We start from the raw sequence: 23,005 nt of genomic DNA, 5'->3' as shown, positions 1-23,005 counted from the left end.
CCGTGAGAGCGGATCAGCGCGACGATGCGCGAGACGGAGACCGCCCAGGCGGATCTCGGAAGGAGCACCCCATGAGTGACCAGAACGCCGACATCAACAACCCGGGCCCACACGACGAGGCCGTCGACGACGCGGCGGCCGAGCGCGTGGCCTCCACGACGAACCCCGGCCCGCACGTCGCCGCCGACGACCCCGCGGCGAGCGGCGAGGCCGACATCACGAACCCCGGCTCGGAGACCGAACGCGACGCTGCGGCCGAGCGCGAGGCGGAGCGCGTCGCGAACATCACCAACCCCGGCCCAAGTTCCTGACCGCAACGACCCTTTCTCAGGAGTTCGCCGGCGCGTCGGTCCGTTTCCCGGGCGGCGCGCCGGAGGACTCCTGAGAAAGGTCAAGCAGCTTCAGCGGTCGGCGCGAGGCGGAGTGCGTCGCCGACATCACCAACCCCCGGCCCAAGTTCCTGACCGCAACGACCCTTTCTCAGGAGTTCGTCGGCGTGTCGATCCGTCTGTCGGGCGGCGCACCGGAGGACTCCTGAGAAAGGTCACCCAGCTCTAGTGGTCGGCGCGAGGCGGAGTGCGTCGCCGACATCACCAACCCCGGCCCAAGTTTCTGACCGCAACGACCCTTTCTCAGGAGTTCGCCGGCGCGTCGATCCGCCCACCGGGCGGCGCACCGGAGGACTCCTGAGAAAGGTCACCCAGCTCTAGTGGTCGGCACGAGGCGGCCGCAGGCGCGTCTCCTCGATGTCGAGCATCGTCTGCGCCTCGGCGAGGATGCGCGACGGGTACGCACCGCGCGCCCGCGCGTCGAGGAGCCGCTCGCGCTCGGCCTGCACGACGGCGAGGCGCAGCTGGCGGTAGAGCCGGTGCGGTGTCTCGGCGTGCGTCTCACTCGGCGAGACCGACTCGCGCGAGCGTTCCCAGGCGGCTTCGGCCCGCAGGAACGTCGACTGCCGGACGCGTTCGAGCAGATCGGGGTCGATCTCCTCCTCGATGCCGACCGCCGACGCCGGATCCTCCAGCACACTGATGCCCGCGTAGCTGATCTCGTCGAGCAGGGTCGCGAGCTGTCGACGGTCCTCGGACTCGTCGATCCCCTGCACCTTGAGCAGCCGGATGAGCCACGGCAGCGTGCCGCCCTGGACGACGAGCGTCACGACGGCGACCGTGAAGGCGATGAGGACGAGCTGCTCGCGGTACGGGGTGCTCTGCGGCAGTGACTGTGCGGCGGCGAGCGTCACGACGCCGCGCATGCCAGACCAGCTGAGGATGACGCCACCCCGCCAGTCGATCTGCTCCAGCCGCAGCTGCTCGAGGTCGGCGCGCTGCCGCTCGTAGGCGCGCTCCCGACGCCGCCGTCGATGCCATCGGCGGTTCTGTCTCGGGAACCGTTCCGAGTACCCCATCGACAGCCACCGTTGCAGGGTCTGCCGCTCAGCCCAGCGTTCTCGTGCACGGAGCCCGAGCACCAGCGGGCCCACCCACAGGAACCGCAGCGCGATGAGCGCGGCCGTCGCGACGAGACCGATCCCGATGGACTCCTCGACGGACAGGATCTCGGCGTCGACGGCGCCGATCAGCGTCCGGATCTCGAGTCCGATGAGGAGGAACACGGCGTTCTCGAGCAGGAACTGGATGGTCCGCCAGTTGATGCGGTCGCTGATCCGCGCCTGCGCCGAGAACGCGGCCGAACTCGCGTGGCCCGTGTACAGGCCGGCGATGACGACGGCCAGCACGCCGGACCCACCGAGCGCCTCGGTCGGCATGAACGCCACGAACGGGACGGCGATGGAGATCGCGGTGTCGAGGACGGAGTCGTTGAGCTTCGACCGCAGCCAGACGGTGACGTATCCGGCGATGAAGCCGACGATGATCGCCAGGACGACCGCGTAGACGAAGTCGCCGACCGTCGCCCACGGCGTGAGCATGCCGCCGGCCGCCGCAGCGCTCGCCGATCGGAGGAGCACGAGCGCAGTCGCGTCGTTCACGAGCCCCTCGCCCTCGAGCACCGTCAGGAGGCGGGGCGGGAGGCCGAGACGGCGTCCGATGGACGTCGCCGCGACCGCGTCGGGCGGGCTGATGATCGCGCCGAGGGCGATGGCGGCGGCGAGGTTGAGGTCGGGCAGGAGGCTGAAGAGGAGGAAGCCGGCACCGAACGCGGTGACGATGACGAGCACGACGGACAGGCTCGTGATGGTGGCGAGGTTGCGGCGGAAGTCCATGATCGGGACGCTGATCGCCGCGGCGTAGAGGATGGGTGGCAGGACGACGTCGAGCACGAGTTCCGGCTCGACCTCGATCTCCGGGACGCCCGGGAGGTACGAGAGCCCGACACCGACGATCACGAGGATGATCGGTGCGGCGACGCCGAGCTTGCGGGAGAAGGCCGCGACGGCGACGATCACCGCGATGCCGACGACCGCATACACCCCGAGTTCCATAGCGATCAGGCTATCGGTCGCTCGACCGACCCCATCCCGACGGGCGTCGTGGGTCCCGGAGCCTACTCGAGCAGGCCCCGGATGTCCTCCGCGGTGAGCGCCTGGCTGAAGACCGCGTCGTCGTCGAGGACCGCGGCGAAGAGCTCCGACTTCTTCGCCTGGAGCGCCATCACCTTCTCCTCGATCGTGTCGGCGGCGACCAGTCGGTAGACCATGACGTTCTCCGTCTGGCCGATGCGGTGCGTGCGGTCGATGGCCTGCGCCTCTGCGGCCGGGTTCCACCACGGGTCGAGCAGGAAGACGTAGTCCGCTTCGGTCAGGTTGAGGCCGAACCCGCCGGCCTTCAGGCTGATGAGGAACACAGGGGCGTCACCGGTGCGGAAGCGGTCGATGACCTCTCCCCGACGACGGGTGGACCCGTCGAGGTACTCGTACGCGATGCCCTGCTCCTCGAGCCGACGAGCGGCGGTGCCGAGGAAGCTCGTGAACTGGCTGAAGATGAGCGCCCGGTGCCCCTCGGCGACGACGTCGTCGAGCTGTTCGAGGAGTGCGTCGAGCTTGCTCGAGGGGATGCCCGCGTGCTCCTCAGGGTCGATGAGGCTCGCGTCGAGGCTGAGCATGCGGAGGAGGGTGAGCGAGCGGAACACGATGAACCGGTTGCGGTCGAGGTCGTCGACGAGTCCGAGGAGCTTCTGCCGTTCGCGTTGGAGGACGAGGTCGTAGAGCTTGCGGTGGGCCGGTGCGAGCTCGATGCGCAGCACCTGTTCCTGCTTCGGCGGCAGTTCGGGCGCGACCATCTCCTTCGTCCGGCGCATGAGCAGCGGTCGGATGCGTCGGCGCAGGGTCTGCAGCCGACTGGAGTCGAGCCCCTTGCCGATCGGCTTGACGTAGTGCTCGGTGAAGCGTGGCGCTGACGCGAACAGGCCCGGCGCGACGATCGACAGCAGCGACCACAGCTCCATGAGGGTGTTCTCGATGGGCGTGCCGGTGATCGCGAGCTTGAACGGTGCTCTGAGGTCGACCGCGCACTCGTGCAGCTTGGCGCGGTGGTTCTTCACGAACTGCGCCTCGTCGAGGATGAGCCCCGACCACTCGACCGCCTGGTACGCCGCTGCGTCGAGCCGGAACAGCGCATAGCTCGTGACCACGATGTCGGCGCCCGCCGCGAGGTCCGCGATCGACGCGCTGCCCTTCGCCTGCGTGGCCGTGATGCTGCGGACGACGAGGCCGGGCACGAAGCGCGTGGCCTCGGCGACCCAGTTGGAGACGACCGACGTCGGGGCGACCACGAGGAACGGTGGTGCCGTGGTCCCGGTCGTCTCGCGCGCGTGGGCGACGAGGGCGAGGGTCTGCAGCGTCTTGCCGAGGCCCATGTCGTCGGCCAGGATGCCGCCGAGTCCGTGCTGCCAGAGGAACGCGAGCCAGCGGAAGCCCTCGACCTGGTAGGGCCGGAGGTCGGCATGGAGTCCCGACGGCAAGGGGGTGTCGGGGACCGCTTCGATCGCGTTGAGTCCGGCTGCAGCCTCGCGCCAGGAGACGGCCTGCTCGGTCTCGTCGGCGAGGTCTTCGAAGTCGGCCCAGAGGCTCGCCTGATAGCGACTGATGCTCGGCTTCGTCTCCCACTCCTTGAGCGCGGCCGCCTCGGTGAGCAGTTCGCGCAGGCGGTCGAAGGCGGGGTGCTCGAGCGAGAGGTAGGTGTGGTCGACCATGAGCAGCTTCGTGCGCCCCTTCGAGAGGGCCTTGAAGAGGGGCTCGAAGGGGACGCTGTACTCGCCGATGTGGATGACGATCCCGAGGTCGAACCAGTCGCGCTGCTCCGTCTCCACCGTGGTGACCGAGATGTGAGGTGTGCCGGTGAGCTCCCGGTACTCTGGGCGGTCGCCGGACACCTCGACGAGGACGTCGTCGAGCGATTCGAGGACGGGCAGGGTGCGCTCGGTGACGAGTGCCGCGTCGAACTCCGTCAGTACCTGCGGCCTGGGCGGCCAGACGCCCGGGGTCGTGAGCTCGTCGAACGAGCCGGCGGCGAGCGCGCGGCGTTCCGGTTCCGCTGCGGCGGCGATGGCGGCACCGACCCGGTCGAGGATGGCCCGTTCCGCGCGTTCGTCGCGGAGGACCTCCGCTGCGGCAGTGCCGGTGGCGGCGTCGGTCGGCGCGCCGTTCGGCACCGTGGACACGAGTGGTCGCCCTGCGGCGAGCGCCGGGGTGCCGCCACCGATCGGGACGCGCTGCGCCGGGGCGTACTGCCAGAACCAGGCGAGGCGAAGGGTCTGCTTCGGTTCGAACGAGGCCGCGAGCACGAGCACCGGTGGCACGATCTTGGGGAGGGCGACGGTGCCGTCCGTCGAACTCAGCGAGATGCTGCGGCGGAGTCGTGGGACGTAGTGCTCGAGGAACTCCGCCACCTCGGCTTCGGGGACCACGACGGGCTCGCCTGGCCCGAGGAGTCCGCGGGCCTCGTCCGTCAGCGGTTCGGCGAGCGGTGCGAGCACGATCGCCTGCTGGGGTTCGAGCGTGTAGTGGTAGAGCCCGTGGTCGCCGAGGGCTCCGCTCGTGGCGGCGTCGACGTCGGTGCCGTCGATCGTCACGACGGATCGGAGGACCACGCCCTCGTCGTCGTGCGCGGCGTCCAGCCGGATGGCGGCTGTGGTGCCGAGGGTGACCGTGCCCTTGCGCGTGCCGACGAGTTCGATCCCGAGTTGGGCCGCCTCCTCGAACAGATGCCAGAGGACGGGGCTGCCGAAGTCGTCGAGGACGAGCCAGTCCGAGTCACCGGCGCCGGCGTAGGCACCGGCCGGCGGACGGGTGGCACGCAGGAGCGCCTGGAACTGCGTGAACCACTGCTGGTGCGCCGGATCGAGCGACAGCCGGTGGCCCTGGTGCGTGAACGAGGTCCACGAGATCGTCGACTTCACGAAGCCGCCGCCGGCCTTCCTGACCACGGGTCGGACGGCGATCCGGCGGGGATGCCGCGGCTCGGGCGGGCCGTCGGCCGTGCGGGAGGTCGGTCCGCGCCAGCGTTCGGCGGTGCGCGGGATGCTCTCGCGGACCTCGAACTGCAGGCCCATGGCCGTCGGCGCCGTGGCGCGACCGGCGTCGCCCGCGAGGGAGTCGAGTCGGTTCCGCCAGCTGGGCGGCGCCGTCGGCGTCTGCGGGCTCGGGTTCCACCGCGCTGCTCGCCGTTCCGCCTCCGGACGCCAGGCGTCAGGGAGGTCGTCGAGCTCGTCGAGGGCGTACATCGGCTGGTGCTCGGCCGGTTCGTCGAGCGCGGGGTCGTTGATGGGCGCGGTCCAACGCCGGTCGGAACGCCAGGACGCCTCCTTCCCCGAAGGCGGCCGTTGTGGGGCCACCCACCGGTCGGAGCGACCTTCGGCCCGGAGGTGGGCCGCGTTGCTGTGCAGCAGGGTGGCGACGATGTGCTTGCAGTCGCCGCGCAAGGGGCACGAGCAGGCGCTTCCTTCGATCCGAGCGAACCCGCCGGTGTCGTCGCCGAGGTCGATGATGCAGGCGTACGGGACGTCGGTGGAGCCTTCGACGATCCCGTGGAGCCGACGCTTGTCGGGGTCCCAGTCGGCGGCGGTGACCCGGCCGTCCCTCGCGTAGACCCGGCCGCGGTCGAACGCCACCCGCCCGACGAGCCGGACGAGGTCGGCCACGTCGACCAGTGGTGCGGGCTCGGGAGTCATCGCCCCATGGTCTCACGCACGACGGACACCCTTCCCTCGGGCCAGCGCGGTGCGCTGACGCGAGCGCGGGTCTCCGACGTGAGCGCGCCCCTCCGGAGGGGCGCGCTCACGCCTGTGGGTCGCGGTCGGTCCAGCGCCCCGCGCTGACCACAGCACCGACCGAGGCACGTCCGGCGGCTCGTAGAATGAAGCAATGACCTCTCTCCCCCACGACGAGCCTGCGAACCACGCTCCCGGCGACGACGCGGGCATCGATCCCACCGATCTCGAGGTCACGCTGCGCGTCCTCCAGACCATGGCGACGATGGACGAGGAGCACCCCGACTACCTCCAGGTGCGCCGTGCCACCGCCAAGATGTTCAAGGCGGTCAAGAAGGAGCGCCGACTCGACCGTCGGGCCCGGATCGCCGACGCCGACCGCGCCGTGATCGCCGCCACCGCGACGGGCGCCCCCGACCGCATCGACGACGAGACGCGGGGCATCCCGCTCGCCACCACCACGACGGCCCCGACCGCCGGCGAACTGCTGGTGCCGCGCAACTGCTACATCTGCAAGCAGCCGTACACGACGGTCGACGCCTTCTACCACCAGCTCTGCCCGCAGTGCGCGGCGATGAGCCACGCGAAGCGCGACGCCCGCACCGACCTCACCGGCAAGCGCGCCCTCCTCACCGGCGGCCGCGCGAAGATCGGCATGTACATCGCGCTGCGACTCCTGCGCGACGGCGCACACACCACCATCACGACGCGGTTCCCACGCGACGCCGTCCGACGCTTCAGCGCGCTCCCCGACAGCGCCGACTGGCTGCACCGCCTGCGCGTCGTCGGCATCGACCTCCGCGACCCGGCCCAGGTCATCGCCCTCGCGGACTCCGTGGCTGAGCAGGGTCCGCTCGACATCCTCATCAACAACGCCGCGCAGACGGTCCGCCGCACGAAGGGCGCGTACCAGCCGCTCGTCGACGCAGAGCTCGCCCCGCTGCCCGACGGCCCGCTGCCCGAGCTCGTCACCTTCGGCCACACGAACGACGCACACCCGCTGTCGCTCGCGGCGTCGGTGTCCGCGCACCCGATCCTCGCCGCTGCGGCCGCCAAGGCCGACGCCCTCACCGAGGCGGCCATGACGGCCGGGTCGTCCTCGCTCGAACGCCTCGCCGCCGGCACCGCGATCGACGCCGGTGGACTCGTGCCCGACGTCGACCACAGCAACAGCTGGGTGCAGAACGTCGACCAGGTCGAGCCCATCGAGATGCTCGAGGTCCAGCTGGCGAACGCCACCGCCCCGTTCATCCTCATCAGTCGCCTGCGTGCCTCGATGGCCGCATCCGACTTCCCGCGCACCTACGTGGTCAACGTCTCCGCGATGGAGGGCGTCTTCGGTCGCGGGTACAAGGGCCCGGGCCACCCGCACACGAACATGGCGAAGGCCGCGCTGAACATGCTCACCCGGACGAGCGCGCGGGAGATGTTCGAGACCGACGGCATCCTCATGACGAGCGTCGACACCGGCTGGATCACCGACGAGCGCCCACACCCGACCAAGGTGCGACTGGCGGAGGAGGGCTTCCACGCCCCGCTCGACCTCGTCGACGGCGCGGCGCGGGTGTACGACCCGATCGTCCGCGGCGAGGCCGGCGAGAACCTCTTCGGCGTCTTCCTCAAGGACTACCGCCCGAGCTCCTGGTGAGCTTCGACTCGCGGTCGTGGTCGAGGACCGGGCGATGATCGGTCCGGCGGCCGTCCGCTTCCTCCGGGAGGCACCGCTCGGTTCGCGGGTCGTCGTGCGCTTCGCGCTGCCCGAGGGCGCCGAGGCGGGTGCGACCGACGCCCTCGGCGAGCTCGTCGAGCGGTCGGCGACGGGCTGCACGGTCGAGACCAAGCGCGGACCGGTCGTGATCGCCGATGCCGACGTCATCGCGGCGAAGCCCGTCCCGCCGGCACCGGCACCACGGGAACGCCGCCGCTCGCCCTAGGCTGGGCCGATGAGCAGCGAAGTCACCCAGGACCCGTCGCCGACGCAGCATCGCGTCGAAGTGACTCTCCGACGTCCCTGGTACGGCGCTTTCCAGCGTCCGACGGTGGTGTTCGACGGGCGCGGCCAGCCGGCGCAGTGGGGTACGGGGAGCTGGCAGGTCGGCGGGACGGACGTCTCCTTCGAGGTCTTCCTCTTCAACCGGGTCTGGCGGTACGGCGCAGCCCGGACCACCTTGACCGCCGGCGTCGACACGTCGCTGATCTACCGCGCCCCGCTCCTGCCGTTCCTCCCCGGTCGGTTCACAGCGAGCTGAGCGGTGGCTCGGAAGCCCGTCGGCGGCCGCCCCTAGGCTGGCCGGATCACCCCTTCACGCACGGGCATCGGGAGAACACGGCATGGCGAAACGCACCGGAACGACGGCACCACGGCTCGACCCCGTCCGTCTCATCGGATTGACCGACGGCGACGAGGGAGCCCTCGACGCGCACGACAGCATCGAAGGCCTGCGGTTCGCCGACCTCGACCTGTCGCATCGTGACCTTTCGGGCATCACGATCTCCGAGTCCTTGCTCGCGGGCATTCGAGCCGACCAGACCGACTTCCGGGCGGCGTCGTTCCTCGACTCGCGGCTCGAGCGGTGGGACGCGCCCATCCTCCTCGCCCCTCGGGTTCGGCTGCGCGACGTCGAGCTGGAGGGCTCACGGGTGGGTTCCGCCGACTGCTACGACGCGAACTGGCAGTCCGTGCGGATCACCGGGTGCAAGCTCGGGTTCGTCAACCTGCGGGGTGCTGTGCTGCAGGACGTCCTGTTCGAGGACTGCACGATCGACGAACTCGACCTCGCCGATGCGACGGCCACCCGGGTGCGGTTCGTCGACTGCACCCTCAACAGTCTCGACGTCACGCGGGCGAGGCTCACCGACGTCGACCTCCGGACACTCGAGCTGCGGCGCATCGCCGGCATCGAGCACCTTCGGGGTGCGACGATGACCCCGTTCCAGGTCGGCGAGCTCGCGGCGATGTTCGCCGAGCAGTTCGGCATCCGAGTCGAGGACTGACCTCTCGGGTTGCGCCAGCGCGGTGCGCTGACGTCACCGCGGGTCTGACGCGTGAGCGCGGGTCTCCGGAGACCCGCGCCCACGCCTGTGCCCCGCGCCCACGCCCCCGCGCTCACGCCAGCGCACCGCGCTGGCGCCCGATGACCCGCGCTCACGCCAGCGCACCGCGCTGCCGCCCGAGCCACCGGCACCCGCTACCGGGGCAGACGAACCCCGATGCGCTCCAGGTGTGCGTTCGAGAAGGTGCCGGCCGGGTCCAACTCTTCGAAGAGGTCCCGCGCGTCGGCGAGCCGCGGCACGACCTCGGCGATGCGCTCGGCCGTCAGCAGGTTGAGCTTGCCCCAGTGCGGGCGGGCACCGAAGGGCGCGAGCGCCTCCTCGATCGCGGGCAGCACCGCCCGGACCTCCTCGGGCAGGTTGCGCCACGTAAAGTGCACGGCGAGCATCTCCCGGTGGTACGCACCGCTCAGCCAGAGCTTGTCGGGCGCTGCCGTCCGCAGTTCGGTCACGAGCAGCAGCGGAGCGATGCGGTCGCCGAGCGCACGCAGGGCCGTGATCGCGGCGGGTCCGTCGGCGCGGTCGATGAAGTACTCGGTCTGGATCTCATCGCCGTTGCTCGGCGTCGACTCGAGCCGGAAGTGCGGCAGCCGTTCCCACCAGTCGCCGGGGACACCGCCCTGCAGGGTGAGGTTGTCGGGGTCCGTCTCGACGAGGTTGCCGGCGGTCAGGGAGTCCCGCTGCACGCCGAGCCACGACTCCGGGACCACGGGCAGCTCGTCGTCACCGGCGACCAGGCGGGTCTTCCACCAGATCTGCTCGACGGTGTCGCCGAGCCAGTTCGTGAAGATGCTGACGCTGTAGGCACCACCGGTGACACCCTCGAAGTCGGCGAGGACGGCGTCCCACGGGACGTCGCGGTAGACGTCCTGACGCACGCGGTAGGCGGGCTGCACATCGACCGTCACGCGCACCACGATGCCGTACGCGCCGAGCCCGACGACGAGTCCGTCGAAACCGGGGTCCCCACGACGGACGTGGACGAGCTCGCCCGTGGCGTCGACGTACTCGAGGCCGCTCACCGCTGAGGACAGGATGCCGTTGTCGTTGCCGGATCCGTGGGTGCCGGTCGCGATCGCGCCGCCGATGGAGATGTGCGGGAGCGAGCCCATGTTGTGGAAGGCGAGGCCCTGTTCGGCGAGCCAGGCGGCGGCGATCCCGTAGCGGGTCCCGGCTCCGATCGTCACCGAGCCGGCGGCCTCGTCGAACACCGGGTCGGCGGGGATGTCGAGCACCGTGATGAGCGTGCCGTCGGAGTCGGCGAGGTCGGTGAACGAGTGTCGGGTGCCGAGGGCGCGGACGCGCGTGCCCGTCCTGGCGGCCTCCGCGACGAGTGCGCGGACCTCGTCGATCGACGTGGCGTTCACGATCCGCGGCGCTGCGAAGGTGTGCGTGCCGGCCCAGTTGCGTTCAAGCGTCATGAGCGCAAGCTTGCCAGAGCCGGGGCGACCCGCAGGCGTTCCCGAAACATTTCCGGTCAGGCGGGCGGGGCGGCGTGCTTGTTCTCGAGCAGGATGCCGACCGAGACGAGCACGACCGCGCCGAGGAACTGCGCGATGATCCAAGGGATGCCGCTGAACGGGAGCGGGAGGACCGGGTTCCACACGATCGCGATGAGCAGCGTCGGGATCATCCAGAGCGGCTGCTTGGCCTGCCAGGCGAACACGGCCATGATGAGCGCGAGGATGCTCACCACGAACAGCACGATCGTGAAGGCGTCGAGTTCGAGCAGTGCGAGCCCGAGCATGAGCGCGACCGCACCCATGATGCCCGGGATGAGCGCCGGGCGAAGGGCGAAGGGTGCGGGTGCGGGGGTCGGACTCGGCATCCCACGAGTTTACGTGGAGCGGCGGGGCGTCGCCGAGCGGTGCGGCGGGGCCGATGCGGCACAATCACTGCATGGGGGTTCTCATCTACGGTGCCGGAAGTCACTACGACTTCGACGACCGCGTGCTCGCTCACCTCAGGGCGGCGATCGGCAACAAGCTGCGTCGTCGGGAGTCCTTCTTCGTCGAATGGACCAAGGGGGCTGTGGACGGCGGCGGGCGGGTGAGTCTCTGGATCACGAGCGACGTCCCGTTGCAGTTCCGGTTCGCGCAGCCGGAGCCGTCGGTCAACCAGGCGTGGGTGCGCGCCCTGCTCGACTCCTCCTACACGCCGGGCGGCATGATGCTGACGCCAGAACCCAGCACTGCGACCGATCCGGAGACGGCGTGAGAGGAGGGCTTGCTCAGCGCTGCTCCACCAGCGCGGCGAGTTGCTCCGTGACGATCCCCCAGCCGGCGTGGAAGCCGAGTTCGAGGTGTTCGTCGCGCTGGGCGACCCCGCTGTGGAGCGCGGTCGCTCGGTAGCGGGTGCCGTCGGGGTGGTCAGCGAGGTCGATCACGGCGGTGATGAACGGCTGCTCGGCTGGCCGCCAGCCTGCGGTCAGCGCCGTCGTCCAGACGAGACGCTGCTCCGGAACGACCTCCAGCACGCATCCGGTGATCTGCGGCACGAAGTCGACGCCGTCCTCGCTGAACTCGGTGCGGAAGGACCCGCCGGGTCGCAACTCGAACTCGACGACCCGACACACCGCCGGCGACGGCACCCACCACTGCCCGAGCGTCGCGGGGTCGGTCCACGCCGCCCAGACGGCCGATCGCGGCGCGTGGATGATGCGCTCGACCAACAGGTCGCGCTCGTCGGCCGGTTCGGGTTGGGTGTGATCGGTGTCGCTCATGCGGTGCTCCTCCGTGGTCAGTCGGCGTCGTCCTCGACGCGGGCGAAGCGCGGTCCCTCGTAGCCGTCGCGCGAGACGGGCTCGACGAACATCGCGAGCGGTCGCACCCACGACGTCGGCGGGGTCGTGGTCGTCCGGTAGAAGACGTACGGCTCCTCGGTCTCGCTGTGGCGTCCGACGCCGATGACCTCGTAGCGCGCACCCTTGAAGTGCCGGTAGGTGCCAGGCTCGACGCCGAAGGACTCGCCGTCGTCGGTGCTGGCCGTGCTGTCGTCGCTCATGTCGCGATTCTAGCCAGCGGGCGTCGCGGAGTCAGTGCTCGCTTCGTCGGCCCGGAGGTCGGACACGTGCCGCACCAAGTCCTGCATCTGACGGGGGAACGCCTCGTCGATGTCGATGCCGAACCGGTCGGCGAGCACGAGACACGACCAGATGGCATCACACAGTTCGTGCTCGAGCTGTTCGAGTCCGATGCCGTCGATGCGACGCGTCCCTTCGAGCGTCATCACGATCTTGGCGAGGTCACCGACGTCGCCGACGAAGCCGAGGGCGACCTCCTGGTTCGTCCACGGGCGTCCGATCCGCTTCGTGCTGAGATCGTCGTAGGCGGCGGCGACCTCCATCGCGTGGGCGTTCAGCGTTGCGAAGTCCTGAGTCATCCCCAGAGCCTAATGAGCGCGCAGCTTGGAGGCCCGACAATCACCCGGCGGTCGGTACCACGTCCCAGTGCTCGCGGATGAGCTTGTCGTCGACCCGGAAGATGTCCGCCGCCAGAACGGGGTCGTCGGCCTTCGCGCCGACGCTCTGCGAGAACGTCCACACGAGGTCGCCGTCGCTCAGCGAGATGACCGACTCCTGCGGCGGGAAGGTCGCGGAACCCGAGAAGAAGGACTTGAGCGCCGCCGTTCCGTTCGGTGCGACCGGGTTGTGCTGGAGGTAGGCGGGGTCGAACGCTTTGTCGAGGATCGAGATGTCCTGGTCGCGGAACAGCGTGTTGTACGCGCTCACCGCGAACGTCCGGTTCTGCTCCTCCTGCGACTCCGACGGCGCGACCGCGGGCTTCGCCGGGTTGTAGAGGTCGCTGAACATTGTGTTGGTGTTCCCGCTCGCCGGCGTCCCGGTCGCGATCGGCTGATCGAACGCCCAGCGCTCGACGACGGCGCCGTCCCGCACCCGGAACAGGTCGACAGCGGCTTCGCCCGTCCGTTCGTCGGCCGGGTCGGAGGCGACCTGGTAGTGCACGGCGACGAGGTCGCCGTCGGCGGCGGTGTGCTTGACGACCGCCTGCGCCCCGGGGACCCGCGTCCGGTCGGCGGTGAACTCGGCGAGGACGCCGCTCGGACCGGACTTCTGCCCGGAACCGTGCGCGACGGCGTCGGCCGCGACGAGCTTGTCGGTCGTGGCCACCGCTTTCGAGGAGGCGGGGTCGGGGAAGGCGTCGGTGTAGAGCTTGAGCACGGCGGCGAGGTTCTTCTGCTCGGTCTTCGAGTCGCTGCGGTCGCCCGTCGAGCCGCCGTCGGCGCTTCCCTTCCGTGCCGTCGAGACCGAGGACGACGGATCGGGCACGGCTGCCGAGGTGGCCTGGCACCCCGCGAGCAGTGAGACGCCGGCGAGGACGGCGGCGGTGCGGACGAGGGGGACGACGAGGGCGCGTGATCTGGTCATGGAATCACTGTGCGACGGCGTTCTGAACCTCAGGTGAGGTGTCCCTGGGCTTCGCTGGGAATCGGTCTTTTTCAGTTCGACAGCGATGGAGACTTCCCACAGTCTCCTCTCGCAGCTCGCATCCGTTCGATCCGTTCTCTACCCTGGGTGCAACGACCGTGACATCCGGGGGGGTGCATCGTGGGCCTGATTCAAGACGTGGGTGGCGGGCTGCTGCTCGCGCTCGGACTCCTGCTCGCCGGGCTCGTGCTCTTCCTCGTCCTCGCGCTAGGCACCCAGTACGTGCGGATGCGCCGCCGACGGCCGCAGGGCAAGGTGGCGCGCGCCGACGCCGAGCTCCGAGCGCAGTTGCTTGATGAGGGCTTCACCACGAGCGAGGCCGCGGATGCGATCCGGTCCAGCGATCCTGCCCTGGACTCGGAGAAAACTCACCATGACTGAGTCATGGCTCCTGGTCCTGATCCCCATCTGCAGCGTCCTCGCGATCTGGTCGGCACTGCAATTCCTAGCGGGAAGCAAACGGGTCAGCGTCGGGGTCCTCGTCACCATCGTCTGTGTCTACCTGCTCGGGGCCCTCATCGTGCTGTTCGGTGGGCCGTTTCTGGCGCAGATCGACCCTTCATCGGATGAACTGACGGCTCCCTCCATCGACGGAGGTCTCGTGATGGCGTACCTCGGCCTGGTCGCTGGCGCACCGGCTGTCTTCACAGCACTCGTGCTCCTTGCCGGGTACTGGGCTCTGGCACGGCTCTCACAGAGGACCGCTGGGGTTTCGGGTGGGCAGATGTAGCGCGACTCGTAACGCCCCGACGGCGAGACGACCGCGAACTGCTATTCGCGACCTTGGCTGTTGGTATCGTCGCGGGCCCGCCGTTACGGGCGGCACATCGACGAAAGCCCCTCCATCCCAGCGGCCTCACAACCGTCGGAAATCGGAAACGCTCGAAGCGCGTCTCAGGTGTGCACAACCTCGCTCGCCGCGCGTGGCTAAGCTCACCCCATGTCTTACGAGTTCTGGTACATATCCCTGCCGTCGGGGCAACGGTTCAGGGGTGAGTCGGAGGAAGATGCGGCGAACCGTGAACTATCTGAACTCGTTGACCGTGGGTGGGAGCCGGTGAACGCGACCCGTCCGGGAGCGATTGGACCGATCGGGTTCCTGCTGCGGAAGGAGAAGTGATGAACGATCGCACGCCGCCGGGTGTTCCGAAGGAGAAAGCGAGCCGTCCAGCGAAGATCGTCGCGTGGGTTGCCGTGATCGTGTTGGTGGCAATCGTCGTGTGGATTGCGGTGAACACGGCAGGTTTGGTGTGACATGTCGAGTCGCTAGGAGCAGCACTACCCCGCCGCGCTGCAAGATCTCGGGAGCAGGTCGTCACACACGGAACGTGCGGCCTCGAAAGAGAAGAAGCCCCCTCCGTCCCGGTGTTGCTCGGGGATGGAGGGGGCTTTTTCGTGGCGGTACCGGTGGGATTTGAACCCACGGTGCTCTTTCAAGCACACAACTTTTCGAGAGTTGCACCTTCGGCCGCTCGGACACGGTACCGGGGTCGAGTGTAATAGAAGACGAGCGCCGACGCGAATTGAGCGATGCCGGTCATCCACAGGCGGCGCGGAGGGCCGGCGGTGTCGGCGGCCGCGCTTAGGCTGGCCGCATGGCCAAGGCACCCTCCCCCGCATTCCGCTGCACTGAATGCGGCTGGACCACCGCCAAATGGGCCGGCCGCTGCGGCGAATGCCAGCAGTGGGGCACGGTCGTCGAAGCGTCGGCTCCCACCGGCGTCCTCGGCAAGCTGACGCCGATCCGCGCCTCCGACGAACGCGCCGCACGTCCCATCTCGGAGGCCCGCGCCGACGAGGCACCGCGCTGGTCGAGCGGCATCGCGGAGTTCGACCGGGTGCTCGGCGGCGGCATCGTCCCCGGCGCCGCGATCCTCCTCTCCGGCGAGCCGGGCGTCGGCAAGTCGACCCTGCTCCTCGAGGTCGCGTCCCGAGCGGCGAAGACCGGCGCCCGCGTCCTCTACGTCAGCGCCGAGGAATCGGTCGGCCAGGTCCGCCTCCGCGCGGAACGCACGGGGGCCCTCCACGACGACCTCTACCTCGCCTCCGAGACCGACCTCGCCACCATCCTCGGCCACATCGACCAGGTGCAGCCCAAGCTCCTCATCGTCGACTCCGTCCAGACCGTGTCCTCCTCGCAGTCCGACGGCCTCGCCGGACAACCCGGCCAGGTCCGCGAGGTCTCAGCCGTCCTCACCCGTATCGCCAAGGAACGCGACCTCCCGGTCCTCCTCGTCGGCCACGTCACGAAAGACGGCTCGATCGCCGGCCCCCGGCTCCTCGAGCACCTCGTCGACGTCGTCTGCCAGTTCGAGGGCGACCGCCACACCGCGCTCCGCTTCCTCCGCGCACAGAAGAACCGCTTCGGCGCCACCGACGAGGTCGGCTGCTTCGAGATGGCCGGCGACGGCATCGCCGAGGTCCCCGACCCGAGCGCCCTCTTCCTCAGCCAGAACGAACCCGTGGCCGGCACCTGCGTCACCATCGTCATGGAGGGCCGCCGCGCCCTGCCCGTCGAAGTCCAGGCGCTCATCAACAAGACGCAGGCACCGAACCCCCGCCGGGTCACCAATGGCGTCGACCCCTCACGTGTCGCGATGATCCTCGCCGTGCTGCACGGCCGCTACTCCTACGACCTCACCGACCACGACGTCTACATCTCGACCGTCGGCGGCGTGAAGATCAGCGAACCGGCAGCCGACCTCGCGATCGCCCTCGCCCTCGTCTCCGTCATCCGCGACCTCGCCCTCCCCCGCGACCTCGCGGCCTACGGTGAGATCAGCCTCAGCGGCGAAGTGCGCCCGGTGAGCGTGGCGAAGCAGCGCGGCTCGGAGGGCAACCGACTCGGCTACAAGCTGCTGCTCAACTCCGACGTCAGCAACGACCTCAAGTCGGTGCTGGGCATCGCGAAGACCGCAGCCGAGGCCGCACGGCCCGCCCGACGCGAACGCGAGCTCGACGCGGCCTTCTGAGCGCGCCCGCGCACCTGCTCCACGAACCAGGCCCGGGGGCGTACTGCTCACAACTCCTGCGGGCTGGTCCCGCAGGGCCCCAGAACGGGACCTGCCGGGGTTCGGAGGACGACGTGCAGGAGTTGTGAACCGCGGACGACGCAGAGAGCGGGACTTGCGGTCGGGGTTGGGCTATTCGGCGGCCGGCGCCTCGAGCTCGAGGACCCGCAGCAGTTCCTCCGGCGAAGCCTGCAGCGAGTGCGGACCGGCGACGTCGAAGAGCACCGTCTCGATGTCGTCGCCGTAGGTGCGGAGGAAGCTCGCCAGCCAGGTGCCGTCGTGCAGGCCGACGTAGGGCGGCAGAGCGGCCGGCTTGTTCTTCGCATCGGAGAAGAGGAGCAGCGCGAGCCTCGCGGTCTCGGGCTGACGGAACATCCAGACCTCACCGGTCTCGGTCGGCTTGTCGGGGTTACCCGGCTTCATGAGCGGGACGACGAACCGCCCGTTCCGCAGGGCGAGGGCCACGGCAACCATGTCGCCGGCGGCGAGGGCCGCGGCCAGGGGCTCGGAACGGAACTCGGGTCGCTTCTGCTTCGCCATGCGTCCATTGTCGCAGGCTGGTGCGGGGCTGCGGGTTGTGCACTTCGACAGGCTCAGTGACCGGGGCGGCTCGGCGAGCAGGTTCCGTCAGTTGAGCAGGAACTGCGCGCTGTCGGCGGAGGCGAAGCCGCCGATCGAGGTGTTCAGGTGGTACGAGGCGCCACCGGCGGGCACCGGGTCGCGCGGCTGATCGCAGGTGTCGGGCGCCGACCGCGTGCGGTCCCAGGTGATCGGCGGGTTCGACGAGACCGTCTTCCCCGGCTCGAGGAGCACCTGCTGGTCGCTCGGTGCCGTCTGGCAGTCGGTCGACGTCCAGTAGGGCTCCTCACCGCTCGACACCGTGAAGACCTGCTGACTCGTGCCGGCGTTCATCGTGCACGCGGCCGAACCGGTGTTCGTCACGCTCAGCGAGAGCTGCGGGAGTTCGTCCGCCGCGAAGCTCGTCCCGTTCACGACGGCCTCGACTCGGATCTGGTCGGCCGTGCACGCGGCCGCCGAACCGGGGTCGGTGGTCGCGGCCTCATCGATCGGTGCGGTCGTCGACGCTTCCGGCGCGGCCGTCGGCGCAGGGGTCGCGGTGGGCGTCGGGGTCGGCGTCGCGGCCGTGTTCTCGGTGCCCGGACCCGATGCGAGACGGACGATGAGCACGATGACCAGGACGATGACGGCGAGCAGGACGCCGAACACGATCAACCTGCGTCGCCAGTAGACGGCGGGCCGCTCCGGTCCGCGGGGATTCGTGAGGCTCGACATGCTCACAGATTAAGTGCAGCGGCGCGGAAACGCCCGATGCCCCGCCGTCGGTGCGGACCGTGGTCCGACCGACGACGAGGCATCGGGATGGTGCTGAGTGGTGCGAGCGCCTAGAGCTGCTGCGCCGAGCGACGACGGGCGATCACGAGCGCCAGACCACCGACGAGGAGCAGTGCGGCGAGCGCCGCGTTCCCCCACGGCTCGGCACCGGTCTTGCTCAGGCTGCCGTCCTGGCTGCCGCCGGCCGTTCCCGAACCGGTCCCGCCGCCCGCGCCGGGCTGGGTGCCCGGGTCGGTGCCGGGGTCGACCGCCGCAGCCTGCACGACGATGTCCTGCCAGCCGATGACGTTGCCGTCGGCGTCCTGGACGACGAGGCGGTGAGCACCGACCGGGGCGTCCTCAGGAACCGTGACCTGCACGTTGCCGTCCGCGTCGACCTGCACGAGGCCGTCGCTGACGAGGATCGGGTCGGAGTGCAGCCAGACGCTGACCCAGGTGCCGGCGTACTCCTTGCCGACGTGGATCGTGGCGAGCTTGCCGATGATGAAGTCGGTGATCGCCTTGATCAGGTCCTTGAGCGCCTGGATGAGCGCGGACTCCGGCGCGGGCGTCGGCGGCGTGACCACCGGCGGCGTCGCGACCGTGAGCGGCACCGTCAGCGTCGTCCCCGACTCGAGTGCCGTGAGGCGCACCGTCGCCGCGCCGTCAGCGGTACCCGCCGGGACGGTGAAGGACACCGTCGCGGCCCCCGCGGTGACCGGGACCGTCCCGATCGGCGAGCCGTTGAGTTCGATCGCCAGCGAGGTGTTCACCGGGCTGCCGGTCGAGGTGAGGTCGAGCTTCGCGACGTCGAACGAGACCGTCTTCCCAGCGGCGACCGCTGCGGTCGGCGCGTTCGTGACCTGCACGCTCTGCCGGGCGAAGTCCGGGGACACCGGGCTGTTCGCCGTCAGGTAGGCGATCCACGCGTCGCGGTCGACGAGACCGGAGTCGCGCGTGTCCGTGCCGTTCGCGAACTCACGGAAGTTGTCGCCACCCTGCAGCAGGAAGCTGAAGGAGCCGATCCGGTAGCTCTTGCTCGGGTCGATCGGCGCACCGTTCACCGTGATGCTCGTGATCCGCTGTCCCTGGGCCTTCGTGGGGTCGAACGTGTACTGCACGTTCGACGACAGTCCGAGCTGCAGGTACGGACGGGACGGGACGTTCCCGGCCGCGTCGAGCTGCCACTGCTGCTCGAGCACGGTCTTGAACTGTGCACCCGTGAGCGAGGTCGTCCACAGGTTGTTGAGGAACGGCAGCACCGCGTTCGCCTCGGCGTACGTGATGTCGCCCGCGAGGATCTCCTCACGCATGCCACCCGGGTTGACGATGCCGATGTCGGCTCCGCCCCGGTCGGCACTCGAGAGCGAGGCGCGGAGCGAGTCGGCGACGAGCGCACCGAGCGTCGACTCGGCGCCGCGGTCGTCCTTCACCCCGTTGTTGAACGCGCGGGTGATGTCGGCCTTCGCCTCACCGATCTTCTGGTTGCCGATCTCCGCCGCGACCGCGAGGGCCTTGTCGGTGATCGTCTTGACCGTCGCGACCGCGGGGAACTGCTTGACCAGGTCGGCTTCGGCCACCGTGGTGCGTGCGACGTTCTTCGCGGTGTAGGCGGTGACGTCACCCGACGCGCGGTCGACGGTCAGCGTGATCTGACCGATGAACTCGCCGTAGCTGCCGGTCTGGAGCACCGGGCGGGTCTTGCCGGTCACGCCGGGGATCGGAGCGTCCCACGCGTACTGCTTGTGCGTGTGGCCGGTGAAGATGGCGTCGACGTCCGCGCTCGTCGTGGTGACGATCTCGGTGAAGGCGCTCTGTTCGGCGAGCTCCTGCTCGAGGGTCGCGCCGTCCGGCGTGCCGGCTCCAGCACCCTCGTGGTACTCCGCGACGATGACGTCCGCCTCACCGTTGGACTCGTCGCCGTCGGTCAGCTGAGCCGCGACGCGGTTCACGGCCTCGACCGGGTCACCGAAGTCGAGGTCGGCGATGCCGGCGGGCGACACGAGCGTCGGCGTCTCCTGCGTGATGGCGCCGACGACGGCGACCTTCACCCCGTCGATGTCGAGGATCGTGTACTCCTGGAGCGCGGGCTGCTTCGTGCCCTTCTCGTAGACGTTGGCACCGAGGTACGGCCAGGCCGCGTTCTTCCCGTCGGCCATGACGCGGTCGACGAGGTCGCCGTAGCCCTGGTCGAACTCGTGGTTGCCCACCGCGGAGGCCTTCAGACCGAGCGCGTTCAGCACGTCGATCGTCGGCTGGTCCTGCTGCGCCGACGAGGCGAAGAGCGAGGCGCCGATGTTGTCACCAGCGGAGATGAACGCCGTCTGGTCGGGCGCGAACATCGCCTTGAGCTGCTCGATCGTGCCCGCGAACTTCGTCGTGTTGGCGTCGATCCGACCGTGGAAGTCGTTGATGTTGAGCAGGTTGACGGTCGCGGACTCGCTCGCGTCGGCGCTGATGCCGACGATCACGGGGTCGTGGTCGCTCGAGCGGAACATGTCCGGCACGTTGAAGTCGGTCACGTTCGCGTTGTAGCGAGAGTACTCGAGGGCGATCGACTCGACGGAGTTGATGTTCCACACGTCGGCACCGGTGACGCTCTGGTCGGCTTCCGGCGACGCGAAGATGTGGTCGAGGGATCCGACCGCGCCTTCGTATGCGTAGGTGTACTCGCCGGTCTTGGCCTCCTGGCTGATGTAGCCGGCGTCGCGGAGCACGTCCAGCGGGTCCTCGGCGTCGTAGGAGTTGAAGTCTCCGACGAGGAAGACCTTCTTCGTGCCGACATCCTTCGAGACCGTGTCCGCGAAGGTCACGAGGGCCTTGGCCTGACGCGTGCGGTCGCCGGTGAAGGCGCCCTGCCCGGTGTTGGCGTTGTCACCGGTGGCCGCTGCCGAGGTGCTCTTCGACTTGAAGTGGTTGGCGATCACGAGGAACGTCGCGGCGTCGTCCGCACCCTTGGGCTTGAACGCCTGCGCGTCGGGCTCACGGGCGTTGTCGAAGGCGGGCGAGTCGAGCAGGATGCGCGATTCACCGACGGTCTCGACGGTGGCGGACTTGTAGATGAAGGCCGTGCGGATGACGTCCTCGTCCGTGGGGACCTTCGCGGGCGAGGGGACGAACGTCCAGGTGCCTGCACCGGCATCGGCGTTGAGCGCCGCGGTCAGCGTCTTGACGGCGTCGTCGCGGTCGAGCCCGATCGAGGCGGAGTTCTGGATCTCCTCGAGCGAGACGACGTCGGCGTCCAGGGCGTTGATCGCGGAGACGATCTTCGCCTGCTGACGGGCGAGGCTCTCGGCCGTCGCCGCGCCCCGGACGCCACAACCGGCGGCGTCGGAGTTGTTCACCGTGGTCTTGCCGCCCTGACGGTCGGTGTAGAAGGTGCACCCGGTCCGGGAGTCACCGGTGGTGGCGAAGTAGTTGAGGACGTTGAAGGTCGCGAGGGACACGTCGCCGCCGACACCGCGAGGCGAGGTGGAGCGCGTGTTCTCGAACGTGGCCGGCTGCACGGTCGCCGTGTTGGCACCGGTCAGCTGCTGCGTGGGCTGGAACTTCCAGTTGCTGTTGCGGAAGTCGAAGACGACCGGAGCGGTGAAGTCGACGGCGGCACCGACCCGGACGGGCGCGGTGGTCGAGACGTACGGGAGCGGGATGCCCGTGTTCTCCGCCTTCGAGAAGTCGACGGTAGAGCCGTCGTCGAGGACGACCTTCTCCGCCGGCACACGGGCCGCGGCTGCGAGCGCCTCAGCGGAACCGGGCTTGCCGAGGACCGTCGGCGTGACGAACGGCGTCGTCGATGCCGCGAGTGCGATCTCGCCGTAGCGGTTCGTGCTGTAGGTGTCGGTGACCGTGTAGTCGCCGGCGGGGGCGAGCAGCATGCCCTCGAGGCGCTCGCGCTCCTCGTCGGTCGCCGGGAAGGCGACACTGGCGGCGGTCGGCGCGGCGACGCCGGTGGCGTCGAGTGCCGTGACGGCGGCCGCGTCCGTGACCTTCAGCTGCGTCAGTCCGTAGTACTCGTCCACGACGCCGGTGACCTGCAGGTACTGGCCGACGGTGACGGAGCCGACGGTGGCCGGCGAGTAGACGAAGACACCGTCGGACGCGAGGTGCGTCGCGGGGTCGATCGCTCCGCCGGTGCCCGCGGTCTGCAGGTAGTAGCCGTTGAAGCCGCCGGTCGGGAAGCTCGCGGTGACGAAGCCCGTGGTGGTGACCGTCTGGCCGACCATCGTGCTCGCGGCACCGGTGCCCTGGATTTCCGCGATCGTCGCCGTACCGGGCTCGACCGGGGTGGTCGGGTCGGTGGGCTCGGGGGTCGGCTCCGGCGTGGGCTCGGGGTCGACCGGGGTGTCGCCGGCGCTGTTCTGCGGCGTGACCGTGTCGCTGAGCGTGAAGTCGGCGGCGTTGCTGTCGGTGTCGGCGAAGGTGGTGCGCACGATCGACTGCGGAACGGTGTTGCCCGACGGGGACGGCGACGCGGCCGTCTCGAAGGTGTTCGACGTGCCGTAGCCGAGGAGGTCGACGACAGCCGGGTCGCCGACGACGGAGCCGGGCGTGAGCGTGACCGCAGTGGTCGAGGCGACGAGCGCGAGCGTGCCGTTCTGGCCCTGGGGGCTGAGGGTGCTCGTGACGTCGGGGGTCGGCAGGGCGACGCCGTTGGCGCCGTTCGAGGAGCCGGAGACGAGGTAGTAGCCGCCGGCCGCGATGGAGCCGGTGAGTGGCACGACGGTGGACGAGGCGCCGACGCCGTCGAGCTTGCGGTACTGGATCGACCAGCCGCTGACGTCGACCACCGCGTCGCTCGGGTTGTAGAGCTCGACGAACTTATTCAGGTAGGGCGCGTTCGCGCTCCCGCCCGAGAGGTAGGCCTCGTTGATGACGACACCGAGGCCGTCGGTCGAGGCGACGGCTGGTGTCGCCACGAGGGGCGCGGCGACGAGCCCGGCAAGGGCGGCGAAGGCGGACAGCCTCCACGGGTGTTTGAACGACATGTGGCTCCGAA

22 protein-coding genes and 1 tRNA gene are annotated in these 23,005 nt (G+C 69.7%); 11 read left to right on the top strand and 12 right to left on the bottom strand.

Annotated elements, in window-relative coordinates; translation table 11 throughout:
* The first annotated feature begins 71 nt into the window (after positions 1–71).
* On the top strand, positions 72–311 hold the full coding sequence (locus GV015_RS08270; protein WP_086474520.1) for a hypothetical protein: 240 nt from the start codon (positions 72–74) through the stop codon (positions 309–311).
* 395 nt (positions 312–706) lie between these two features.
* On the opposite strand, the gene GV015_RS08265 is transcribed toward GV015_RS08270, so the two are convergent.
* Positions 707–2,443, bottom strand: coding sequence for a sodium:proton antiporter (locus tag GV015_RS08265; RefSeq protein WP_079705195.1), 1,737 nt, complete (start codon positions 2,441–2,443; stop codon positions 707–709).
* Positions 2,444–2,505: 62 nt separating this feature from the next.
* Positions 2,506–6,129 (bottom strand): DEAD/DEAH box helicase, encoded by a 3,624-nt coding sequence (locus GV015_RS08260; protein ID WP_159877858.1) that lies wholly within the window; start codon positions 6,127–6,129, stop codon positions 2,506–2,508.
* A 193-nt stretch (positions 6,130–6,322) separates the two neighbouring features.
* Here GV015_RS08260 and GV015_RS08255 point away from each other — a divergent pair, with 193 nt between their 5' ends.
* The 4 genes from GV015_RS08255 (at position 6,323) to GV015_RS08240 (ending at position 9,162) form a co-directional block, all read left to right on the top strand.
* Positions 6,323–7,816: an SDR family NAD(P)-dependent oxidoreductase gene (locus GV015_RS08255; RefSeq protein ID WP_064294305.1), complete on the top strand. Its 1,494-nt coding sequence runs from the start codon at positions 6,323–6,325 to the stop codon at positions 7,814–7,816.
* A 34-nt stretch (positions 7,817–7,850) separates the two neighbouring features.
* Positions 7,851–8,102, top strand: coding sequence for a ferrous iron transport protein A (locus GV015_RS08250; RefSeq protein WP_159877856.1), 252 nt, complete (start codon positions 7,851–7,853; stop codon positions 8,100–8,102).
* Positions 8,103–8,111: 9 nt separating this feature from the next.
* Positions 8,112–8,417 carry a hypothetical protein gene (locus tag GV015_RS08245; RefSeq protein WP_159877855.1) on the top strand — a complete coding sequence of 102 codons (306 nt, stop codon included), beginning with the start codon at positions 8,112–8,114 and terminating at the stop codon, positions 8,415–8,417.
* Positions 8,418–8,499: 82 nt separating this feature from the next.
* On the top strand, positions 8,500–9,162 hold the full coding sequence (locus tag GV015_RS08240; RefSeq protein WP_159877854.1) for a pentapeptide repeat-containing protein: 663 nt from the start codon (positions 8,500–8,502) through the stop codon (positions 9,160–9,162).
* A gap of 194 nt (positions 9,163–9,356) precedes the next feature.
* Here the strand turns inward: GV015_RS08240 and GV015_RS08235 are convergent, their stop codons facing one another.
* Positions 9,357–10,640 (bottom strand): FAD-binding protein, encoded by a 1,284-nt coding sequence (locus GV015_RS08235; RefSeq protein ID WP_159877853.1) that lies wholly within the window; start codon positions 10,638–10,640, stop codon positions 9,357–9,359.
* Between the two features lie 56 nt (positions 10,641–10,696).
* Positions 10,697–11,047: a DUF6804 family protein gene (locus GV015_RS08230; RefSeq protein ID WP_159877852.1), complete on the bottom strand. Its 351-nt coding sequence runs from the start codon at positions 11,045–11,047 to the stop codon at positions 10,697–10,699.
* Positions 11,048–11,118: 71 nt separating this feature from the next.
* Here GV015_RS08230 and GV015_RS08225 point away from each other — a divergent pair, with 71 nt between their 5' ends.
* Positions 11,119–11,436: a hypothetical protein gene (locus GV015_RS08225; protein ID WP_124768759.1), complete on the top strand. Its 318-nt coding sequence runs from the start codon at positions 11,119–11,121 to the stop codon at positions 11,434–11,436.
* A gap of 13 nt (positions 11,437–11,449) precedes the next feature.
* Here the strand turns inward: GV015_RS08225 and GV015_RS08220 are convergent, their stop codons facing one another.
* From GV015_RS08220 to GV015_RS08205, 4 genes are read right to left on the bottom strand one after another with little or no spacing between them, the layout of a single operon-like run.
* Entirely contained in the window at positions 11,450–11,941 is a 492-nt protein-coding gene (locus tag GV015_RS08220) for an SRPBCC family protein (protein ID WP_124768758.1), read from the bottom strand.
* 17 nt (positions 11,942–11,958) lie between these two features.
* Complete coding sequence (locus GV015_RS08215) at positions 11,959–12,222, bottom strand: DUF1653 domain-containing protein (RefSeq protein ID WP_086474529.1); 264 nt, start codon at positions 12,220–12,222, stop codon at positions 11,959–11,961.
* Positions 12,223–12,231: 9 nt separating this feature from the next.
* A complete protein-coding gene (locus GV015_RS08210) occupies positions 12,232–12,600 on the bottom strand; it encodes a nucleotide pyrophosphohydrolase (protein ID WP_236555374.1) in 369 nt (122 codons plus the stop codon).
* A 40-nt stretch (positions 12,601–12,640) separates the two neighbouring features.
* Positions 12,641–13,606 carry a nuclear transport factor 2 family protein gene (locus GV015_RS08205; RefSeq protein WP_159877851.1) on the bottom strand — a complete coding sequence of 322 codons (966 nt, stop codon included), beginning with the start codon at positions 13,604–13,606 and terminating at the stop codon, positions 12,641–12,643.
* A gap of 180 nt (positions 13,607–13,786) precedes the next feature.
* Between GV015_RS08205 and GV015_RS08200 the strand changes: the two genes are divergently transcribed.
* The 4 genes from GV015_RS08200 (at position 13,787) to GV015_RS19235 (ending at position 14,920) form a co-directional block, all read left to right on the top strand.
* A complete protein-coding gene (locus GV015_RS08200; RefSeq protein ID WP_137242223.1) occupies positions 13,787–14,047 on the top strand; it encodes a hypothetical protein in 261 nt (86 codons plus the stop codon).
* A complete protein-coding gene (locus GV015_RS08195) occupies positions 14,040–14,396 on the top strand; it encodes a hypothetical protein (protein ID WP_159877850.1) in 357 nt (118 codons plus the stop codon). Before GV015_RS08200 ends, GV015_RS08195 begins: the two co-directional genes overlap by 8 nt.
* A 210-nt stretch (positions 14,397–14,606) precedes the next feature.
* A complete protein-coding gene (locus GV015_RS08190; protein ID WP_159877849.1) occupies positions 14,607–14,786 on the top strand; it encodes a hypothetical protein in 180 nt (59 codons plus the stop codon).
* On the top strand, positions 14,786–14,920 hold the full coding sequence (locus GV015_RS19235) for a hypothetical protein (RefSeq protein ID WP_256377199.1): 135 nt from the start codon (positions 14,786–14,788) through the stop codon (positions 14,918–14,920). Before GV015_RS08190 ends, GV015_RS19235 begins: the two co-directional genes overlap by 1 nt.
* A gap of 142 nt (positions 14,921–15,062) precedes the next feature.
* Here GV015_RS19235 and GV015_RS08185 read toward each other — a convergent pair.
* Positions 15,063–15,152, bottom strand: a tRNA-Ser gene (locus tag GV015_RS08185).
* 109 nt (positions 15,153–15,261) lie between these two features.
* Between GV015_RS08185 and radA the strand changes: the two genes are divergently transcribed.
* Complete coding sequence (radA, locus tag GV015_RS08180; protein WP_159877848.1) at positions 15,262–16,638, top strand: DNA repair protein RadA; 1,377 nt, start codon at positions 15,262–15,264, stop codon at positions 16,636–16,638.
* Positions 16,639–16,809: 171 nt separating this feature from the next.
* Here the strand turns inward: radA and GV015_RS08175 are convergent, their stop codons facing one another.
* The 3 genes from GV015_RS08175 to GV015_RS08165 form a co-directional block, all read right to left on the bottom strand.
* Positions 16,810–17,217, bottom strand: coding sequence for an SseB family protein (locus GV015_RS08175; protein WP_079705172.1), 408 nt, complete (start codon positions 17,215–17,217; stop codon positions 16,810–16,812).
* 87 nt (positions 17,218–17,304) lie between these two features.
* A complete protein-coding gene (locus GV015_RS08170; protein WP_124768751.1) occupies positions 17,305–17,970 on the bottom strand; it encodes a hypothetical protein in 666 nt (221 codons plus the stop codon).
* Positions 17,971–18,080: 110 nt separating this feature from the next.
* Positions 18,081–22,994 carry an ExeM/NucH family extracellular endonuclease gene (locus tag GV015_RS08165; protein WP_159877847.1) on the bottom strand — a complete coding sequence of 1,638 codons (4,914 nt, stop codon included), beginning with the start codon at positions 22,992–22,994 and terminating at the stop codon, positions 18,081–18,083.
* Between the last annotated feature and the right edge of the window lie 11 nt (positions 22,995–23,005).

The organism is Plantibacter sp. T3, from assembly GCF_902506515.1.
Taxonomy (GTDB): domain Bacteria; phylum Actinomycetota; class Actinomycetes; order Actinomycetales; family Microbacteriaceae; genus Plantibacter; species Plantibacter auratus.
The sequence above is the reverse complement of the archived record's forward strand: the minus strand, read 5'-3'. Positions and strand labels throughout refer to the sequence as shown.

What these genes read in the sequence shown, in the direction of transcription:
- GV015_RS08270 (WP_086474520.1), top strand. Translation starts at nt 72, where the DNA reads ATGAGTGACCAGAACGCCGACATCAACAACCCGGGCCCACACGACGAG.
- GV015_RS08265 (WP_079705195.1), bottom strand. Translation starts at nt 2,443, where the DNA reads ATGGAACTCGGGGTGTATGCGGTCGTCGGCATCGCGGTGATCGTCGCC.
- GV015_RS08260 (WP_159877858.1), bottom strand. Translation starts at nt 6,129, where the DNA reads ATGACTCCCGAGCCCGCACCACTGGTCGACGTGGCCGACCTCGTCCGG.
- GV015_RS08255 (WP_064294305.1), top strand. Translation starts at nt 6,323, where the DNA reads ATGACCTCTCTCCCCCACGACGAGCCTGCGAACCACGCTCCCGGCGAC.
- GV015_RS08250 (WP_159877856.1), top strand. Translation starts at nt 7,851, where the DNA reads ATGATCGGTCCGGCGGCCGTCCGCTTCCTCCGGGAGGCACCGCTCGGT.
- GV015_RS08245 (WP_159877855.1), top strand. Translation starts at nt 8,112, where the DNA reads ATGAGCAGCGAAGTCACCCAGGACCCGTCGCCGACGCAGCATCGCGTC.
- GV015_RS08240 (WP_159877854.1), top strand. Translation starts at nt 8,500, where the DNA reads ATGGCGAAACGCACCGGAACGACGGCACCACGGCTCGACCCCGTCCGT.
- GV015_RS08235 (WP_159877853.1), bottom strand. Translation starts at nt 10,640, where the DNA reads ATGACGCTTGAACGCAACTGGGCCGGCACGCACACCTTCGCAGCGCCG.
- GV015_RS08230 (WP_159877852.1), bottom strand. Translation starts at nt 11,047, where the DNA reads ATGCCGAGTCCGACCCCCGCACCCGCACCCTTCGCCCTTCGCCCGGCG.
- GV015_RS08225 (WP_124768759.1), top strand. Translation starts at nt 11,119, where the DNA reads ATGGGGGTTCTCATCTACGGTGCCGGAAGTCACTACGACTTCGACGAC.
- GV015_RS08220 (WP_124768758.1), bottom strand. Translation starts at nt 11,941, where the DNA reads ATGAGCGACACCGATCACACCCAACCCGAACCGGCCGACGAGCGCGAC.
- GV015_RS08215 (WP_086474529.1), bottom strand. Translation starts at nt 12,222, where the DNA reads ATGAGCGACGACAGCACGGCCAGCACCGACGACGGCGAGTCCTTCGGC.
- GV015_RS08210 (WP_236555374.1), bottom strand. Translation starts at nt 12,600, where the DNA reads ATGACTCAGGACTTCGCAACGCTGAACGCCCACGCGATGGAGGTCGCC.
- GV015_RS08205 (WP_159877851.1), bottom strand. Translation starts at nt 13,606, where the DNA reads ATGACCAGATCACGCGCCCTCGTCGTCCCCCTCGTCCGCACCGCCGCC.
- GV015_RS08195 (WP_159877850.1), top strand. Translation starts at nt 14,040, where the DNA reads ATGACTGAGTCATGGCTCCTGGTCCTGATCCCCATCTGCAGCGTCCTC.
- GV015_RS08190 (WP_159877849.1), top strand. Translation starts at nt 14,607, where the DNA reads ATGTCTTACGAGTTCTGGTACATATCCCTGCCGTCGGGGCAACGGTTC.
- GV015_RS19235 (WP_256377199.1), top strand. Translation starts at nt 14,786, where the DNA reads ATGAACGATCGCACGCCGCCGGGTGTTCCGAAGGAGAAAGCGAGCCGT.
- radA (WP_159877848.1), top strand. Translation starts at nt 15,262, where the DNA reads ATGGCCAAGGCACCCTCCCCCGCATTCCGCTGCACTGAATGCGGCTGG.
- GV015_RS08175 (WP_079705172.1), bottom strand. Translation starts at nt 17,217, where the DNA reads ATGGCGAAGCAGAAGCGACCCGAGTTCCGTTCCGAGCCCCTGGCCGCG.
- GV015_RS08170 (WP_124768751.1), bottom strand. Translation starts at nt 17,970, where the DNA reads ATGTCGAGCCTCACGAATCCCCGCGGACCGGAGCGGCCCGCCGTCTAC.
- GV015_RS08165 (WP_159877847.1), bottom strand. Translation starts at nt 22,994, where the DNA reads ATGTCGTTCAAACACCCGTGGAGGCTGTCCGCCTTCGCCGCCCTTGCC.